We start from the raw sequence: 17,419 nt of genomic DNA on the forward strand, positions 1-17,419 counted from the left end.
TGCCGGCAACGAAGAAGCCACCCGGGAGGGTGGCTTTTTTGTGGGCAGCGCGTACGGCCCCACCCAGGCATGGCGCAGATCCGCCGGCCGTCAGCCCGGCCACGCGCCTGCCCGCTCCACTGCGGCCAGCACGCACAGCGCCGCGGCCAGGGGCGCAAGCACCATCGCAGCCCCCGGCATAGGCGCGCGCACACGCAGTGCTGCCAGGCACAAAGCCGCCATCACCAGCAGGGTGGCCGGGCCCGGCAGCACCGGCAATGCATCGACGGGTGTTCCCAACGCCAGCAGCGCCGCCAGCACCACGGTGACCGGTATCAGCCGCGTCCGGAACCCGGGCGCTTCATCCGCGGCCACAGGCCAGAGCTGCGCTGCCAGATGTGTGGCCAACGACAACAGCACCAGCAGCAGTGCTGCCAACCCGGCCATGCCCGCCAGCGGCAGCAACGGCAGCAGCCACTGCAACTGCGGATGGCCCTGCAATGCCACCGACAACGGCCGCGTACTGGCCAATGCCGGGAACTCGACCAGGCCGGCCTGCAACGCCGCCAGCACGATCAGCAGCAGCATTGCCAGCAGCAGCGCGGCCGCCAGCAGCCCTGGTGACTGCGCACGCACCTGCGGGCCACGCCCAGGAAACCCCAATGCCAGACCCACACTGGCAAACACCGCCAGCAAGGGCACGCTTGCCGCCAGCACACCGCCAGGTCCGAACCGATAGGGCGCGGTGGCGTCCGGCAGCCACGGAATCCAGTTCGCGTAGTGCACATGGCGGACCGCCAGCGCCAGCAGCAACAGCCCTACACCGATCTTTGCCGTCAACAGCACGCAGACCATCAGCGCGATGCGACGCGGAGGCAGCAACACGAACGCACCCAGCACCAGCAGGCTGGTGACGGCCATCACCGGATCCGGCAATGCGCTGCCGGTTTCAATACCGCGACTGGCAAACACCGCACGCGCGTGGCCCGCCATGGACTGCGCCACGCCGGCGCTGGTCACCACCAGCTCCAGCAGCAGCACAGCACCCAGCAGGCGCGCGACTGCCGGGCCCCAAGCGGCCCGCAGCGGGCCGTACAGGCCATCGGCTTCCGGCTGCTGCTGGTTCAGCACGTGCAGGCAATACAGCATCGGCGCTGTGCCCAGTGCGGCCAGCAGCAGACTCAGTACGATGGCCGGGCCGGCCTGGGCGGCGGTGTACTGGCCGACCAGGGCGATCACGCTGCCCCCCAGCAACAGGGTCAACGCCACCAACGCGAAGTGATCCATTCCCAGCAGCGCGTGCCGGCCACGGCGGTTGTCGCTGTCCATCGCAAGCCCTCTTGATTCCGCCCATGCGCGGTCGACAGCAGGCTGGCAGCCTGCGCCAAAGGGCGGTATCAGAATCCGTACCGTGCGCATCGCGATGTGACCACAAACACGTTCGCAGCCACGCATCCGGTCCTGCTGCGACAGGAATCCGGTTGCTAAGCAGAATTGATGCAGTCGATCACGTCAGTCGGTCCACGTAGTGTCCGCCCTGGCGGTGTTGCTGCCCGGCTCAGCTGCGCGGCGGCGGCAGATGTGGCGCGACCAGCGCCAACGTGCGCTGCAGGGCACCGCGGCCATTGCTGACCAGCGTGCATCCAGCACGGGCCATGTCCTCGCGCGCCGCTGCGTCGCCCAGCAGGTGCTGCAGCAGGTCACCTACCGCCTGCACGTCCTCGCCGATCAGCAAGGCACCGGCCTCACGCATGCGCCGTGAGATCTCGGCGAAGTTGTGCAGGTGCGGACCGGTCACAGCGGCAGTGCCCATCGCCGCCGGTTCCAGCAGATTGTGGCCACCAATCGGCTGCAGGCTGCCGCCGACGAAAGCGACCTGCGCGCAGGCATAGAACGGCATCAGCTCACCCAGGGTGTCGATGACGAATACATCCGTGCCGGCCTCCGGCCATTGCTTCGCGCGACGGGTCGTCACGTTCCAGCCCTGCTCGCGCGCCAGCGCCTCCACCTTCGGGAAGCGCTCGGGGTGCCGCGGCGCCCACAGCAACAACAGGTCGGGGTGCTGCTGGCGCAGGCGCCGATGCAGGTCGATCACCGCCTGCTCCTCACCATCGTGGGTACTGGCCGCGATCCACACCGGGCGCCCGGCGGGCACGCAGGCGTGGAACTGCTCGACGAAGCCCTGCACATCCGGCGTGGCGATATCGAACTTGAGGTTGCCCAGCGCCTGCACCTGTTCACGCGCAGCACCCAGCTGCACGAAGCGCTCGGCGTCGTCCTGCGACTGCGCGGCCACGCAGGTGACCGTGCGCAGCGCACGGCGGATCAGCGCCGCCAGCACCCGGTAACCGCGCAGCGAACGCGCGGACAGGCGGGCGTTGAGGATGTAGACCGGGATGCGACGGTCGCGGCAGCCGAACAGCATGTTCGGCCACAGCTCGGTTTCCAGGATCAGTGCCAGGCTGGGCTGGAAATGGCCGAGGAAGCGGTTGACACTGCCCGGTACGTCGTACGGCAGATAGACATGGTCCAGCGCGTCTCCCCACAGCGCGCGCACGCGCTCCGAACCGGTCGGGGTGATGGTGGTGATGACCCAGCGGATGTCCGGACGCTGCTGGCGCAGGGCATTCACCAGCGGCGCGGCGGCATTGACCTCGCCCACCGAGACCGCGTGCAGCCAGACCCGCGGCTGGCCGGTCGGCTGCGGATACGAGGCATAACGCTCGTCCCAGCGCCGGAAGTATTCACGGACCCGGAAACCGCGCCAGACCAGGTGGTACACGGTGATCGGCAGCAGGATGTAGAGCACGGCCGAGTACAGGCCGCGCAGGATCCATTCGACAGGGTCTTTACGCATGCGGCAAGGATACGGGAGCCCCCCGGGAAAGACACGCAGCCGGGTTGGTAGAATGGCGCCATGTCAGATGCCACCACCGCCGTCCGCCCGTCGCTGCGCGATCCCCGCAACTGGCCGATGTTCGCCGCCATGCTCGGCGCCTTCGCCATCGCCCGCCTGCCGTGGATGCTGCAGCGTGCGCTCGGCCGGGGCGTCGGCTGGATCAGCTGGCGCCTGCTCGGCAGCCGCCGTCGCGCCGCCGAGGTCAACCTGCAGCTGTGCTTCCCGGAGAAGGACGAAGCCTGGCGCCAGCGCCTGGTGCGCGACAGCTTCGACGCGCTGGGCGTGGGCGTGCTCGAGTGCATCCGCGCCTGGTGGGGCAGCATCGACCGCATCCGCCCGCAGGTGAAGATCGAAGGCCTCGAGCATCTGCGGCAGATGCAGGCCGAAGGCCGCGGCGTGCTGCTGGTGTCCGGCCACTTCATGACCCTGGAGATGTGCGGCCGCCTGCTGTGCGACTACGTCGATCTTTCAGGCATGTACCGCAAGCACAAGAACCCGGTGTACGAATGGGCGGTGAAGTTCGGCCGCCTGCGTTATGCCAAGGCGATGTTCGCCAACGAGGACATCCGCGCGACCGTGCGCCACCTGAAGAAGGGCGGCTTCCTCTGGTATGCGCCGGATCAGGACATGCGTGGCAAGGACACCGTGTTCGTGCCGTTCTTCGGCCATACCGCATCCACCATTACCGCCACCCACCAGCTGGCGCGGATGACCGGCTGCGCGGTGATTCCGTACTTCCACCGCCGCGAGGGCGGGAAGTACTTCCTGAAGATCGGCGCACCGCTGGAGAATTTCCCCAGCGAGGATGTGGAAGCCGATACCACGCGGGTCAACCAGGCCATCGAAGAGATGGTGCGCGAAGCCCCGGACCAGTACCTGTGGATCCATCGGCGGTTCAAGCGCCAGCCCGGCGGCCGGAGCGATTTCTACAAGTAGCGGTGGGAGGGATGGCTTCATCCACGCATGGCGTGGATCTACTGCCTTGTGCGGCTTCATCCGCGTATGGCGTGGATTCAATGACGTGGGGCATTCTGAAGTAGATCCACGCCATGCGTGGATGCTCTTCGATTCCGTGCCGGGATTCACAACGGCCAGCGGCACCAGGCGTACGGGTACTCCCCCATCACGCACGCCAAGCCCGCACGGACCGGATTGGCCAGGATGTACATCGCCTTCTCGTGAAGGGATTCATCGCTGCGTACGGCGTGATCGTGGTAACCGTGCTGCCACAGCGACCCTCGCCGCTCCAATCGCCGATTCAGCAGCCGGCTGCTGCGTGATTTGAGCAGGGCCATGCACTCGGCCAGGGTTCCCCCGCGCAATTCCATCAACCAGTGCAGATGGTCGGGCATCACCACCCAGGTGAAGCTGTGGCTCACGCCCTTGCGCTCTACGAAGCGCAGTGCTTCAACCAGAATCGCTACGTTGGAAGCATCGGCAAAGAAGGGTTCACGATCGAGGGTTACCGTAGTCAATGAATAGACGTTACCGGTGCAGGAGTAACGACCGTAGCGGAGTCTTGGGCTGGCCATGGCCTCAGCGTGCGATACACACGGAGGCACGGCTAGTGGAGGTTGGCGCGTGTTTGCGTCGGTAAAGCCCCATCCACGCATGGCGTGGATCTACTACGGCGACGTTCGTTCGGTGACCGCCCCATGCACGCCATGGCGTGGATCCACCATGGGGACGTTTGTTCAGTACGTGGAGTAGAGCCACGCCATGCGTGGATGGACGATCACACCACCGTCGGCGTGTCATCCGTTTCGCGGGCCAACAGGCTGCCGGCGAACAACGCGGCCAACAGCACGGTCAGGCCACCCCAGAACGCGGAATAGAAGGCCAGGTGCGTGTTAAGCGGGAACACGGTGACCGCCAGCGCCAGCATCGCCGGGCGCGCACGCTCACGGGCGGCGGCCGGTGCGTATCGCCAGGCCCGCCAGGCCTGGGCCACCGCAGCCAACCACAGCAGAAGGCCGATCACACCGGTTTCCGCCAGGATCTCCAGCACGATCTGATGGGCATGCAACGCCGGGGCATCGCCCCACACCGCCGGTTCGTCGCCAGACACGCAGGCCGGATAGGCATCGCGGAAACCGCGCGCGCCGACCCCGTTGATCGGGTGCTCTTCAATCATGCAGGCCGCGGCGTCCCAGATCCGCGCGCGCCCCGACAACGCCTCGTCGACACCGCGTTCGCTCCCCTCCCAGGCCATCGCCGTACGTGCGAAGCGCTCACGCAGCTGCGGCACGCTGGCGGTCAGCACACCCGCTCCGAGGACAGCGACCAGCCCCAGCAGCACCAACCGCTTCCAGCCGAACTGGCGCACGCCGCTGTAGGCCAGCACCAGCGCGAAGGTGATCCACGACGCGCGCGAGCCGGCCAGCAGCAGCACGCAGCCCAGCGCCGCCGCAGCCAGGACCCACCCTGGATTGCCGAAGCGGCGCGCCAGCGGCAGCAACAGGAACGGTGAAAGGCTGGCCAGCACCTGGCCGAACTTCAGGTTGCACGGCCCCAGCGCGCCACTGAGGCGATCGACCCATGCTGCCTCGCTGGCCGGGCACAACGCGTGACCGCTTACTGCAAACTTCAGTTGCTCAAGTGACCAGAACCACGGACTGGTACCCACAACCGCCTGCACCAGTGCATCCAGCGTCCACGCAGCGGTAATCAATGCGAGGCCACCGAAGGTCAGCCGCCGGCGTTCCGGCGTGGCCACGGCGATCGCCACCAGCCACATGAAGGGCAGGTAGCGCAGGCCGGCGGCCGCCTTGGTCCACGACGCCGCCGGATCGATCGCATCGAAGGCGGAGAACGCCTGCGGCAGCCAGTAACCGAGGAACAGGATCGAGGTCAGCGCCCACGCGGCGGGTGTCAGCAGGTGCGGGCGGCGCTGCAGGCGGCGCATGATCATGCGCACCGCGGCATACAGCGCGCCAAGACCCAGCACGGTTTCGGCGACGCCCGGCAACGGCCACAGCGCCACGTAGGCCAGCACCCACCAGGGCGCCCAGCGCCCGGCGCGGTCCTCGCGCACGAGGGTTGCGGGGTCAGCCGGCGAGGTCGGCATAGAGGCGGAGGGTGTCGCGCTGCATGGCCTGCAGGGTAAACGGGATGCGGGTCGGCAAGGACGGCGGCTGCGCCAGCAGGGCCAGCGCACGTTCACCCAGCGCCCGTGCATCGCCCAGCGGCACGGCGCCGGCCGGCTGCAGCTGCTGCAGCAGTTCGCCGACGCCGCCATGGTCCCAGCCCAGTACCGGGCGACCGACCGACAACGCTTCGACCACGGTGCGGCCGAACGCTTCGGGCTTGTCCGAAAGCTGCAGCACCAGATCGCTGGCCGCATAGGCCTGGGCGATACGCGCGGTCGGCGTGCTGATCTGCACGGCGTCGGTCACGCCCAAAGCAGCCGCCTGCCGGCGCAGGTCGGCCACGTAGACTTCACGGCCGGGTTCATCGGTGCCCAGCATCCACAGCTGTGCCGGCACACCGGCCGCGCGTACATCCGCCAGCAACTGCAGCGCATGAGCATGCCCCTTCAGCCGGGTGCCACGCCCCGGCAGCAGCAGCAGCGGGCCCTCAACCTGCGCCAGCCACGGATAATCGGCTGCCAGCGCCAGTCGTGGCCGACGGTCGGCGCGGGCCACGCGGGGAAACTGTGCGACATCGACGCCGCGCGGAATCACCTGCAGCCTCGCTTCGGGAACCGACGGGTAGTGCCGCTGCACGTAGTCGCGCACGGTGTTGGACACGCAGATCACGCGTTCACCGCTGGTCATCACCGCGCTGTAGCGGCTGGGCGAGTTCAACCCGTGCACGGTGGTCACCCAATGCGGGCGCTGTGCGGCAGGCATCGCGCGGATCGCGTACAGGCCCAGCCAGGCCGGCAGCCGCGAACGGGCATGCACGATGTCGGCGCCAACTTCAGCGAACAGGCGGCGCAGGGTCGGCAGGTGGCGCAGGGTCAGCAGCGATTTGCGGCCGATATCAAGGGTGAGGTGCTCGGCACCGCTATCGAGCAGCGGCTGCACCAGGCGGCCACCGGCGGAGACCACCAGCGCACGATGGCCGGCAGCGACCAGGGCCGCAGCAATTTCCAGGGTCGAGCGCTCGACACCGCCGGAGTGCAGCGCCGGCAGCAACTGCACCACGGTCAATCGGCGCATCGAAGGGGCGGCCGCTTAGTCGGCCAGCACGAACACGGAACCGCAGTACGGGCACTGCGCTTCGCCGTTGGGCTCGTCTTCGATCGGCAGGTACACGCGCGGATGCGAGTTCCACAGCGCCATTTCCGGGGTCGGGCAGCTCAGCGGCAGATCGCTGCGGTGCACGGTGTAGCGCTTCTCGGCGTTGGCGGGCGCAGTGGCGGTATGGCTCATGGCGGATGTCGATGAACGGGTTGCGAGGCCTGTGATTCTAGCATCTGGGCCGCCCCGACATTGCGCCGCAACGGGTCTTTGCGCGTACCGGGCCGATTCCCTGCGGCCTTGCATGCCACCTCGGGACGGGGTGCCGGCGGAAATTCCCGATCGATCCTGCAGGTTCACGCCGAAAATCCACCGACAACGATATTTCCCGCATTTGGATCGAACTAAATGGCACTTGTCAGGTTGCCACGGCTGTTGCAGGATCGGGCCAGGTCGTAAACCGGCCCACTCCAATCCGACCCGATCGCATGGCCCGCCCCCACCGGACCGGTATCGCTTCTTCCACTGCCATCCCGGCGGGCGGAGCGATGCTGTCCGTGGTGTCCGCCGATGCGGGTTCTGCCCGCCGCCTGCCCTTCCGGGAGACCCTTGCATGACCCTGTCCGATCCACGCCGCGCCCTGCTTCCGCTCGCCCTGGCCCTGGCCTGTGCGACTACCGCGATGCCGGTGCTGGCACAGGGACTGCAGACCTCGTTCGAACCGGGCCAGCCGGCTCCGGCACCGGCCGCAGGCGCACTGCAGGTCACGATCGGCAACGGCCCTGCGGCGCCTTACGCCGCCAAGCGCAATGCGGGCTACAGCGGCCTGCATGCACTGCGCTACAGCAGCGAAGGCGGCAGCGCGCGACGCGAGCTGTTCAAGACCGACCTGCCGATCGAGGCCGATACCACCCTGTCGTGGCTGGTGCTGCCGGAGATCGTCGGCAAGGACACCGTGGCCTCGACCTATGTGTCACTGGACCTGCTGCTGGACGATGGCAGCCGCGTTTCGGCCAGCGCTGCACGCGACCAGCATGGCGTGGCCATCGGTGCGCGCGCGCAGGGCGATTCGAAGACGCTGTATCCGCAGCAGTGGGCGCGCAAGGCGGTGCGGCTGGGCGACGTGCCCGCGCTGAAGGGCCGCCGAGTGGTGGCGATCGAACTGGACGTGGCCAGTGCCGACGGTGCACCGGTCTCGGGCTGGATCGATGACGTGCGCCTGGACACAGTGCCACGTCAGCAGCCAGCGCGCGTCTCCGACTGGGTGCTGACCACCCGTGGCACCCAGGCCAACGGCACCTTCTCGCGCGGCAACAATTTCCCGGCCACCGCGGTACCGCACGGATTCAACTTCTGGACCCCGGTGACCGATGCTGGCGCACTGAACTGGCTGTACCGCTGGAACGAACAGAACGACGCACAGAACCGCCCGCAGCTGCAGGCGCTTGCGCTGAGCCATCAGCCCAGCCCGTGGATGGGCGACCGCCAGACCTTCCAGGTGATGCCCTCGGCCAGCCGTGGCGTGCCGGAGGCCGACCGTCGCAAGCGCGCGCTGTCATTCGAGCGCAGCCATGAAAGCGCGCGCCCGTATCGCTACGACGTGCGCTTCGACAACGGCATCGCGGCCGCCATCGCGCCGACCGATCATGCCGCGCTGTTCCGCTTCGAGTTCCCCGAGGGCGGCGACGCCAACCTGCTGTTCGACAATGTCGATGCACGCGGTGGCCTGACCCTGGACGCTGCCACGCAGACACTGTCCGGCTACACCGATACGCGCAGCGGGCTGTCCAACGGCGCCAGTCGCATGTACGTGGTGGCCAGCTTCGACAGGCCGTGGCGCAGCAGTGGGCGCCTCAACACCGGCCGACCGACCGGTTACATCAAATTCGATGCCGGCAGCGACCGGCGGGTGACCATGCGCATCGCCACCTCGCTGATCTCGGTGGAGCAGGCACGGCACAACCTGGCCCTGGAAATGGCCGCCGCCGATACACTGGAAAGCGTGGCCGGCCGTGCGCAGGATGCATGGGATGCGCGCCTGGCCCGTTTCGACATCGGCGATGCCAGCGACGACCAGAAGACCACGCTGTACTCCAGCCTGTACCGGCTGTTCCTGTACCCCAATTCCGGCCATGAGAACGTGGGCAGCGCCGCCGCACCGGAGTGGCGCTACGCCAACCAGGCCAGCGCCAGCGATGACAACACCGAGGGCAGCGCGACCCGCAGCTATGCCGCCGTGCGCGACGGCAAGGTATTCGTCAACAACGGCTTCTGGGACACCTTCCGCACCACCTGGCCGGCCTATGCGCTGTTCACGCCCGACGATGCCGGGCAGCTGGTGCAGGGCTTCATCGAGCAGTACCGCGCCGGCGGCTGGATTGCACGCTGGTCGTCGCCGGGCTACGCCGATCTGATGGTCGGCACCAGCTCCGATGTGGCCTTCGCCGACGCATGGCTGAAGGGCATCGGCGGGTTCGATCCGGCCGAGGCCTATGCCGCCGCGCTGAAGAACGCGACCGTGGTGCCGCCGGACCGCCATGTCGGCCGCAAGGGCATGAACCGTTCGACCTTCCGCGGCTATGCCAGTGCCGACGTGCACGAAGGCATGTCGTGGACGATGGAAGGCGCACTCAATGACTTTGGCATCGCCAACATGGCCGATGCCCTGGCCAAGCGCGCGACCGCGCCCGCCGCACGCGAGCGCTACAGCACCGAGGCCGACTACTTCCGCCATCGCGCCGCCAGTTACGCGACGATGTTCGATCCGGCGGCAGGCTTCTTCCAGGGCCGCAAGGCCGATGGTCGCTGGCGCGTGGACGCAAAGGCCTACGATCCGCGCGTGTGGGGCCACGACTACACCGAATCCAATGGCTGGACCTTCGCCTTCACCGCCGCCCATGACGGCGAAGGCCTGGCCGCGTTGTATGGCGGCCGCGAAAAGCTGGCGGCGAAGCTGGATACCTTCTTCGCCACGCCGGAAACCGCGGACCCGGCACTGGCCGGCTCCTACGGCGGCACCATCCACGAGATGACCGAAGCGCGCGACGTGCGCATGGGCATGTATGCGCACAGCAACCAGCCGGCGCACCACATTCCGTGGATGTACCTGTACGCCGGGCAGCCGTGGAAGACCCAGCAGCACGTGCGCGAGATCCTGTCGCGGTTGTACGTCGGCAGCGAGATCGGCCAGGGCTACCCGGGCGATGAGGACAACGGTGAAACCTCGGCATGGTACGTACTGGCCTCGCTGGGCCTGTACCCGCTGCGCATGGGCGCCCCGGAGTACGTGATCGGCTCGCCGGCATTCGAGCATGCACGGGTGGAGCTGCAGGGTGGCGCGGTGCTGACCGTGAACGCGGCCAACAACTCGCGTGAGAACGTCTACGTGCAGTCGCTGAAGATCAACGGTACGCCGTGGACGAAGACCTGGGTGCCGCACGACCTGATCGCCAAGGGCGCGACCCTCGACTTCGTGATGGGACCCCGCCCCTCGCGCTGGGGCAGCGGCGTGGACGATGTGCCGCGCTCGTTGACCGCGCGCGGCCAGCACCCGCAGCTGCTGCACGACCTGCTCGGCAGCGGCGCGAAGGCGACGCTGGCCGATGGCCGTGCCCTGCCCGCGCTGGTCGATGACGATGCCGGCACCACGGTGGGTCTGGGCGCCGGTGCAACCATCTCGCTGACCGGCCTGGCCGAGGGCACCCCGACGATGTACACGCTGACCAGCGGTGACGGCCGCATCCAGGGCGGTGAGTGGACGCTGGAGGCGCGCAACGGTGGCGGCAGCTGGGCCGTGCTCGACCAGCGCAGCGGCGAAGACTTCGAATCCGCCCGCCAGACCCGTCCGTTCCGCATCGCCAAACCCGGTCGTTACAGCGAGTACCGCCTGCGCCTGGCGGCACCGGCACGGCTGCCGCTGGCGGAGATCGAACTGCTGGCGGCCGGCACCGTACAATGAGCTGCATGCGCTTCCGTCTACTGCCTCTGGCCCTTGTTGCCCTGTCCTTCTCAAGCTTCGGCCAGACCCAGGCGTTCGATACGCAGCTGACCCGCGACGGCGTGACGCTGAACTACCAGGACGCCCGTGGCGCCCTGGCCGCACCGCAGCGCAAGCGGGTGATCGATACGTTCTTCTTCGCGTACCTGCGCGAACGTGCGGACTTCCATCCCGCTGCGCCGTCAATGGTGCGCATCGTGATCGATCCGGCCTACACCGGCATCGCCTTCGTCGGCGACAAGGACCAGGCAGCGACGATCACCATCAATCCGGGTTGGCTGGCGCAGCATCCGAACGACATCGACCTGGTCACCCACGAGGCGATGCACATCGTGCAGGGGTATCCCGGCTACGGCGATGCACGGGTACCGGGCTGGCTGGTGGAAGGCATCGCCGACTACGCGCGCGACCGCTACGGCATGGACAACGCCGCCGCTGGCTGGGCATTGCCGGTGAAGGTCGAGAAGGGGCAGAACGTCGACAGCGGCTACCGGGTGACCGGTGCGTTCCTGAAGTGGGCGGAGGCGGAACATCCCGGCCTGGTGCTGGCACTGGACAAGGCCCTGCGCGACGGCCGCTATGCACCGGCGCTGTGGCAGAAGCACACCGGCAAGGCACTGCCGGCGCTGTGGGCGCAGTACGCCAAGCCGCGTTCGGATGCACCGGCGCCGGCACGGCGCGGCAAGCGCTGACCGCAGGTAGCACCGTGGCTTGCCCGGCGAAACGCCTGTTTCGCCGCGCTGCGCGCCCGCCTGGCATGGCCCGGCATGACCTGCCCAACGGGATCTCATTACGATCTCACGCGGAGTAATCCGACAAGTCGGATAGGCGCCTGTTCACAACAGCACGCGGCAGCAACCGACATCGTGACTGAGCGAGGGTCGCTAACCTTGCTTGCATGAAAATCAGAACCAAGGTCGGTAGGCGCAAAGCGGTCGTTGTGCTGGTGACAGGAGCAGCCATTGCACTGATCACGACCGCGATCTGGACGAGAAGCAACACGCCGAGCGTTCTCGCTGTTGCCCCCCCAAGAGCAGCAGACCGTACGGGTTCGTATCAACGGAAAAGATGCTGCGATCGAGACGACGCAGGCCGCAAGCGTTGCCGCCGCCGGGACTCAGTTGATTGCAATTCGCCGAACGTTGTCGCCCCAGCAGGCCCTTCTGCTGGCGCAGGACATAGCGCGTTGCACAAACGCCGCAAGCTTGGCGGGAACAGACATTCCGACGGGACTGACTCCCGACCAGCAGCGTGAGTTCCGGGAAAACGTTCTGGGTGACTCAGACTGCTCCGCTCTTGAATCAGAACACTCCATCTATGACCTCGCCTACTACGCGGCGTCAGACGGCGACTCCACTGCGAAATTGATGTTCTCGGGACTGGCGTCTCATCAGTTCGACGATGAGCACTCCATGTTCGATGAAGAGCTCGTCAAGCGATTCAAGGAAGCGACAGTGAGATTCCTCAACGAAGCCGCGGACTCGGGTGACAGCAATGCCCTGATGCTTCTTGCGGCCACCTTTGAGGATGGCCTGCATGTGCCTCGCGATGCAGCACGCGCACACGCCTATGCGCGCGCATTCAGCCAGGCCAGTGGCGGCAAGGGGCTTCGCTATGCCGAGCGGCTCTGGAGCCAACTCTCACCGGACCAGCAACGGGAATCGAACCGATGGCATATCGAGATATCGAATCGAAGAAAAGGAGAAATGAAATGAAAGGAAAGTCGAAACGCAATCGCTGGCTGATGATCGTGGTCGCGTGCCTGGGTGGCACAGCAATCGCAGCGTCGGTTGGGAAATTCTACTGCGGCAAGGCCTGCAATGTAGCCGGGGATATGGTGGCGGAGGAAGGGTGACCATCGGAGATATTTCGGTAGCTCAATAGCTACCACTGCGGCACACCTTGGTTGCCACGTTCGCTCAGTAGCGCCAGGCCACACCCGGCGAAATGCCTGATTCGCCACGCTGCGCGCTCGCCGGGCATGGCCCGGCGCTACCACATCGCTGCCTCAGCGCGACCGCACGAAGCCGGCGTAGAGCGCGAACAGCTGCTGAAAGTACCGCCGCGTCACTCGATTGCGCATGACACCCTCGCCCATGAAAAGTTGGTCGGGCCCAGGGTGGGAAGGCCGGTCCGGTCCCTTCCCACGGCCGGGCCGCGTGGGCGTATTGGGCCGCAACGGCGTTGCAGGGACATGACCGGGCGGCGTAGCGCGTGTGGCACAGGCCGGCGGGCGGTAGAGCCGGCCGCTGGCCGGCTGCGGTAGTGGTGGACATGATTGCGGTTGCTGGCCAGCGGCCGGCACTACCCGTTTCCGCTTTGCGGAAACAGAAACGCGCCCGGGGGGCGCGCTTCTGCAGCTGGAATCGGAAAGAAGGCTTACGCCTTCTTTTCCGCTTCCAGCTGCTTGCGGATCTGCGCATCCACCGCCGCAATGGCGGTCATGTTCAGGATCCTGCGCGAGGTCGCGCTGGTGGTCAGGATATGCACCGGCTTGTTCACGCCCATCAGGATCGGGCCGATCGCCACGCCGTCGGTGAACACACGCACCAGGTTGTAGGCGATGTTGGCCGCTTCCAGGTTCGGCAGCACGAACAAGTTGGCGCGACCCTGCAGGGTCGAGCCCGGCAGCAGCTTCTGGCGCAGCGCTTCGTCCCATGCGGTGTCACCCTGCATTTCGCCGTCCACGTTCAGACGCGGGTTGCGCTTGAGCAGCAGCTCGCGCACCTGGCGCATCTTCAGCGCGTCCTTCGAATCGTGGCTGCCGAAGTTGGAGTGCGACAGCAGCGCCACCTTCGGCTCGATGCCGAACAGCTTCATGCGGTAGGCCGCCTGCAGGGTCGCTTCGCACAGCTGCTCGGCGGTCGGGTCTTCCTGCACGTGGGTATCGACGAAGAAGAACACGCCCTGCTGGTTGATCACGCCGGTCATCGCCGAGGTCGAGGTGACCTTCGGCTCCAGCGGCAGCACGCTGCGCACGTAGCCCAGCTTCTTGTGGAAACGGCCGACGATGCCGGTCAGCATCGCATCGGCTTCGCCACGGGCCACCATCACTGCAGCGATCAGGGTCGGGCGCGAACGCATCAGGTTCTTCGCCGCGGCCACGGTCACGCCACGACGGCCGGTCAGGCCGTGGTAGTACTGCCAGTATTCGTTGAAGCGCGGGTCGTCGTTGATGTTGGTGACTTCAACGTTCTCGCCGATCTTCAGGCGCAGGCCGAGGCGCTCGATGCGCGACTCGATCACTTCCGGGCGGCCGATCAGGATCGGGTGCGCCAGGCCGTCATCGACCACGTTCTGCACCGCCTGCAGCACCACTTCCTCTTCGCCCTCGGCATACACAACGCGCTGCTTGTCGCTGCGCGCGCGGTCGTAGACCGGCTTCATCATCAGGCTGGTGCGGTAGACGAACTGGGCCAGCTTGTCGCGGTAAGCGCCCATGTCGTCGATCGGGCGCGAGGCCACGCCCGAGTCCATCGCGGCCTGGGCCACGGCGGCCGACAGCTCCACCAGCAGGCGGCGGTCGAACGGGCGCGGGATCAGGTATTCACGACCGAAGCTCGGGGTCTCGCCGCCATAGGCCGAACCCATGTCGGTGGCCGCACGACGCGCCAGCGCCGCGATGGCGCGCACGCAGGCGATCTTCATTTCCTCGTTGATCGCGGTCGCGCCCACGTCCAGCGCACCACGGAACAGGTACGGGAAGCACAGCACGTTGTTGACCTGGTTCGGGTAGTCCGAACGGCCGGTGCCGATGATCGCGTCCGGACGGGCGGCGCGCGCCAGCTCCGGCATGATTTCCGGAGTCGGGTTGGCCAGCGCGAAGATCACCGGATCCGGCGCCATGGTCTTGACCATGTCGGCAGTCAGGATGCCCGGCGCCGACAGGCCCAGGAAGATGTCCGCGCCGTCGACGATCTCGGCCAGGGTGCGCTTGTCGGTGTCGCGCGCATAGCGCTGCTTTTCCGGGTCCAGGTCGGTACGACCGGTGTGGATCACGCCCTCGCGGTCGAAGGCCAGGATGTTCTCCGGCTTCAGGCCCAGCTGCACCAGCATGTTCACGCAGGAAATGCCGGCCGCGCCCATGCCCGTGGTCGCCAGCTTCACTTCCTCGATCTTCTTGCCGGTGATCGCCATGGCGTTGAGCACCGCTGCGCCGACGATGATCGCCGTGCCGTGCTGGTCGTCATGGAACACCGGGATCTTCATGCGCTCGCGCAGCTTGCGCTCGACCACGAAGCATTCCGGTGCCTTGATGTCTTCCAGGTTGATGCCGCCGAAGGTCGGCTCCAGCGAGGCGATGATGTCGACCAGCTTGTCCGGGTCGGTTTCATCCACTTCGATGTCGAACACATCGATGCCGGCGAACTTCTGGAACAGCACACCCTTGCCTTCCATCACCGGCTTGCCGGCCAGCGCGCCGATGTTGCCCAGGCCCAGCACCGCGGTGCCGTTGGAGATCACCGCCACCAGGTTGCCGCGGGCGGTCAGCTCGCTGGCCTGCTGCGGGTCGGCCTTGATCGCTTCACAGGCGTACGCCACGCCCGGCGAATACGCCAGCGACAGGTCGCGCTGGGTCAGCATGGGCTTGGTAGCGGAAACCTTGATCTTTCCCGGCGGGGACATCCGGTGGTAATCGAGGGCGGCCTGTTTGAAATCTTCGTTGGACATCGATGTGGGTTACATGAATGGGCAGAAGGGACAGGGGATGATACCCCCGTTGGAGCGTCTGGACCTGTCGCTATCCTGTCGCAGGCATGCTGCGACCGCACAATTCCGTGCCGTATGCGACGGTACCGCGACACCAGCTTCGGTGCGTCCCATGACAGCCATGGGACGCCTTGAAACGCCGCGGGGCCGTACCACTGTCGTGATCGGCCCCGCGGTACCACACACCTGGATCAGCCCCTGGCCGGCAGCGCCTCGGGCACGGCATCGATCAGCGGCGGCAGTTCGCTTTCGCGGCCATCCAGCGCCAGCTTCAGGCGGTTGCGGTCCAGCGCCCCCTCCCAGCGCGAGACCACCACGGTGGCCACGGCATTGCCGATGAAGTTGGTCAGCGAGCGGCATTCGCTCATGAAGCGGTCCACGCCCAGGATCAGCGCCATGCCGGCCACCGGCACCTCCGGCACCACGGCCAGGGTGGCGGCCAGGGTGATGAAGCCGGCGCCGGTGACGCCGGCCGCGCCCTTGGAGCTGAGCATGGCGACCAGCAGCAGGGCAATCTGATGGCCCAGGGTCAGTTCGGTGTTGGTGGCCTGGGCGATGAACAGCGCGGCCAGGGTCATGTAGATGTTGGTGCCGTCCAGGTTGAACGAGTAGCCGGTCGGGACCACCAGGCCCACCACCGACTTGCTGCAGCCGGCGCGTTCCATCTTCTCCATCAGCGACGGCAGCGCCGACTCCGACGAGGAGGTGCCCAGCACCAGCAGCAGTTCGGCCTTCAGGTAGCGCGCCAGCTTGAACACCGAGAAGCCGCACAGGCGGCAGACCAGGCCCAGGATGACCGCCACGAACAGGAAGGCGGTGAGGTAGAACGAACCCACCAGCCAGGCCAGGTTGATCAGCGAGCCAACGCCGTACTTGCCGATGGTGAAGGCGATTGCGCCGAAGGCACCGATCGGCGCGGCCTTCATCAGGATGTGCACCAGCTTGAACACCGGGGCGACCAGCGCCTCCAGGAAGTTCACGATCGGCTTGCCCTTCTCGCCCACCGATGCCAGCGCGATGCCGAACAGCACGGCCACGAACAGCACCTGCAGGATGTTGCCATCGACGAACGCGCTGAGCAGCGTCTTCGGGATGATGTCCATCAGGAAGCCGACCAGGGTCAGGTCATGCGACTTCTCGACGTAGCTGTGCACCGCGGTCTGGTCCAGCTCGGCCGGATTGATGTTCATGCCGGCGCCGGGCTGCACCACGTGCGCCACGATCATGCCGACGATCAGCGCCAGCGTGGAGAAGAACAGGAAGTACGCCATCGCCTTGGCGAATACGCGGCCCACCGTGCGCAGGTGGGTCATGCCGGCGATGCCGGTGACGATGGTCAGGAAGATCACCGGTGCGATGATCATCTTCACCAGGTTGATGAAGGCATCGCCGAGCGGCTTCATCTTCTCGCCGATCAACGGTTCGTAGTGGCCGAGGATGGCGCCCAGGACGATCGCCACGATCACCTGGAAGTACAGCTGGCGATAGATCGGCAACGGCTTTGCAGGCACCGGTGCTGCGGTCGGGATGTGCATGGCGGACTCCGGAAGGGGCATTTTCAGGCACGTACGGCCCCGGGACTGCACGGGAACCGTTACCGTGGAAACTGACCGCAGGCCCTGTGCAGCACGCGCAGGGGGTGCGACCAAT

At 66.8% G+C, this 17,419-nt stretch carries 13 protein-coding genes; 5 read left to right on the forward strand and 8 right to left on the reverse strand.

The features are described 5' to 3' along the window. Positions 1-90: 90 nt before the first annotated feature. Together QRO95_RS01980 and waaA are read right to left on the reverse strand one after the other, a co-directional pair. Entirely contained in the window at positions 91-1,308 is a 1,218-nt protein-coding gene (locus tag QRO95_RS01980; protein WP_253143937.1) for an amino acid transporter, read from the reverse strand. A gap of 229 nt (positions 1,309-1,537) precedes the next feature. Further along, on the reverse strand, positions 1,538-2,836 hold the full coding sequence (waaA, locus tag QRO95_RS01985; RefSeq protein WP_049398381.1) for a lipid IV(A) 3-deoxy-D-manno-octulosonic acid transferase: 1,299 nt from the start codon (positions 2,834-2,836) through the stop codon (positions 1,538-1,540). A gap of 60 nt (positions 2,837-2,896) precedes the next feature. Between waaA and QRO95_RS01990 the strand changes: the two genes are divergently transcribed. Next, positions 2,897-3,814 carry an LpxL/LpxP family Kdo(2)-lipid IV(A) lauroyl/palmitoleoyl acyltransferase gene (locus tag QRO95_RS01990; protein ID WP_049398382.1) on the forward strand — a complete coding sequence of 306 codons (918 nt, stop codon included), beginning with the start codon at positions 2,897-2,899 and terminating at the stop codon, positions 3,812-3,814. A gap of 146 nt (positions 3,815-3,960) precedes the next feature. Here the strand turns inward: QRO95_RS01990 and QRO95_RS01995 are convergent, their stop codons facing one another. The 4 genes from QRO95_RS01995 to QRO95_RS02010 all read right to left on the reverse strand — a co-directional run bounded on the left by QRO95_RS01995 (position 3,961) and on the right by QRO95_RS02010 (position 7,254). Further along, positions 3,961-4,410, reverse strand: a complete 450-nt coding sequence (locus tag QRO95_RS01995; RefSeq protein ID WP_121504416.1) for an REP-associated tyrosine transposase — start codon at positions 4,408-4,410, stop codon at positions 3,961-3,963. 203 nt (positions 4,411-4,613) lie between these two features. Beyond that, a complete protein-coding gene (locus QRO95_RS02000; RefSeq protein WP_253143935.1) occupies positions 4,614-5,945 on the reverse strand; it encodes an O-antigen ligase in 1,332 nt (443 codons plus the stop codon). After that, positions 5,926-7,041 (reverse strand): glycosyltransferase, encoded by a 1,116-nt coding sequence (locus QRO95_RS02005; RefSeq protein ID WP_279912275.1) that lies wholly within the window; start codon positions 7,039-7,041, stop codon positions 5,926-5,928. Before QRO95_RS02005 ends, QRO95_RS02000 begins: the two co-directional genes overlap by 20 nt. A gap of 15 nt (positions 7,042-7,056) precedes the next feature. Beyond that, on the reverse strand, positions 7,057-7,254 hold the full coding sequence (locus QRO95_RS02010) for a zinc-finger domain-containing protein (RefSeq protein ID WP_005410967.1): 198 nt from the start codon (positions 7,252-7,254) through the stop codon (positions 7,057-7,059). 421 nt (positions 7,255-7,675) lie between these two features. Here QRO95_RS02010 and QRO95_RS02015 point away from each other — a divergent pair, with 421 nt between their 5' ends. The 4 genes from QRO95_RS02015 to QRO95_RS02030 all read left to right on the forward strand — a co-directional run bounded on the left by QRO95_RS02015 (position 7,676) and on the right by QRO95_RS02030 (position 12,914). After that, positions 7,676-11,020: a GH92 family glycosyl hydrolase gene (locus QRO95_RS02015; protein ID WP_285301549.1), complete on the forward strand. Its 3,345-nt coding sequence runs from the start codon at positions 7,676-7,678 to the stop codon at positions 11,018-11,020. Next, on the forward strand, positions 11,017-11,751 hold the full coding sequence (locus tag QRO95_RS02020; protein ID WP_049421780.1) for a basic secretory protein-like protein: 735 nt from the start codon (positions 11,017-11,019) through the stop codon (positions 11,749-11,751). The genes QRO95_RS02015 and QRO95_RS02020 overlap by 4 nt, the downstream gene beginning before the upstream one ends. A 327-nt stretch (positions 11,752-12,078) precedes the next feature. Next, on the forward strand, positions 12,079-12,774 hold the full coding sequence (locus tag QRO95_RS02025) for a hypothetical protein (RefSeq protein WP_285301550.1): 696 nt from the start codon (positions 12,079-12,081) through the stop codon (positions 12,772-12,774). Continuing rightward, on the forward strand, positions 12,771-12,914 hold the full coding sequence (locus QRO95_RS02030; RefSeq protein WP_180845221.1) for a hypothetical protein: 144 nt from the start codon (positions 12,771-12,773) through the stop codon (positions 12,912-12,914). Before QRO95_RS02025 ends, QRO95_RS02030 begins: the two co-directional genes overlap by 4 nt. A 524-nt stretch (positions 12,915-13,438) precedes the next feature. Here QRO95_RS02030 and QRO95_RS02035 read toward each other — a convergent pair. Continuing rightward, positions 13,439-15,730, reverse strand: a complete 2,292-nt coding sequence (locus QRO95_RS02035) for an NADP-dependent malic enzyme (protein WP_032129106.1) — start codon at positions 15,728-15,730, stop codon at positions 13,439-13,441. A 230-nt stretch (positions 15,731-15,960) separates the two neighbouring features. Next, entirely contained in the window at positions 15,961-17,304 is a 1,344-nt protein-coding gene (locus QRO95_RS02040) for a dicarboxylate/amino acid:cation symporter (protein WP_049398388.1), read from the reverse strand. Positions 17,305-17,419 lie beyond the last annotated feature (115 nt).

It is taken from the genome of Stenotrophomonas maltophilia group sp. Smal13 (assembly GCF_030236855.1).
GTDB lineage: Bacteria > Pseudomonadota > Gammaproteobacteria > Xanthomonadales > Xanthomonadaceae > Stenotrophomonas > Stenotrophomonas maltophilia_A.

Excerpts from the sequence above, each read along its gene's own strand:
- QRO95_RS01980 (WP_253143937.1), bottom strand. The coding sequence starts at position 1,308 with ATGGACAGCGACAACCGCCGTGGCCGGCACGCGCTGCTGGGAATGGAT.
- waaA (WP_049398381.1), bottom strand. The coding sequence starts at position 2,836 with ATGCGTAAAGACCCTGTCGAATGGATCCTGCGCGGCCTGTACTCGGCC.
- QRO95_RS01990 (WP_049398382.1), top strand. The coding sequence starts at position 2,897 with ATGTCAGATGCCACCACCGCCGTCCGCCCGTCGCTGCGCGATCCCCGC.
- QRO95_RS01995 (WP_121504416.1), bottom strand. The coding sequence starts at position 4,410 with ATGGCCAGCCCAAGACTCCGCTACGGTCGTTACTCCTGCACCGGTAAC.
- QRO95_RS02000 (WP_253143935.1), bottom strand. The coding sequence starts at position 5,945 with ATGCCGACCTCGCCGGCTGACCCCGCAACCCTCGTGCGCGAGGACCGC.
- QRO95_RS02005 (WP_279912275.1), bottom strand. The coding sequence starts at position 7,041 with ATGCGCCGATTGACCGTGGTGCAGTTGCTGCCGGCGCTGCACTCCGGC.
- QRO95_RS02010 (WP_005410967.1), bottom strand. The coding sequence starts at position 7,254 with ATGAGCCATACCGCCACTGCGCCCGCCAACGCCGAGAAGCGCTACACC.
- QRO95_RS02015 (WP_285301549.1), top strand. The coding sequence starts at position 7,676 with ATGACCCTGTCCGATCCACGCCGCGCCCTGCTTCCGCTCGCCCTGGCC.
- QRO95_RS02020 (WP_049421780.1), top strand. The coding sequence starts at position 11,017 with ATGAGCTGCATGCGCTTCCGTCTACTGCCTCTGGCCCTTGTTGCCCTG.
- QRO95_RS02030 (WP_180845221.1), top strand. The coding sequence starts at position 12,771 with ATGAAAGGAAAGTCGAAACGCAATCGCTGGCTGATGATCGTGGTCGCG.
- QRO95_RS02035 (WP_032129106.1), bottom strand. The coding sequence starts at position 15,730 with ATGTCCAACGAAGATTTCAAACAGGCCGCCCTCGATTACCACCGGATG.
- QRO95_RS02040 (WP_049398388.1), bottom strand. The coding sequence starts at position 17,304 with ATGCACATCCCGACCGCAGCACCGGTGCCTGCAAAGCCGTTGCCGATC.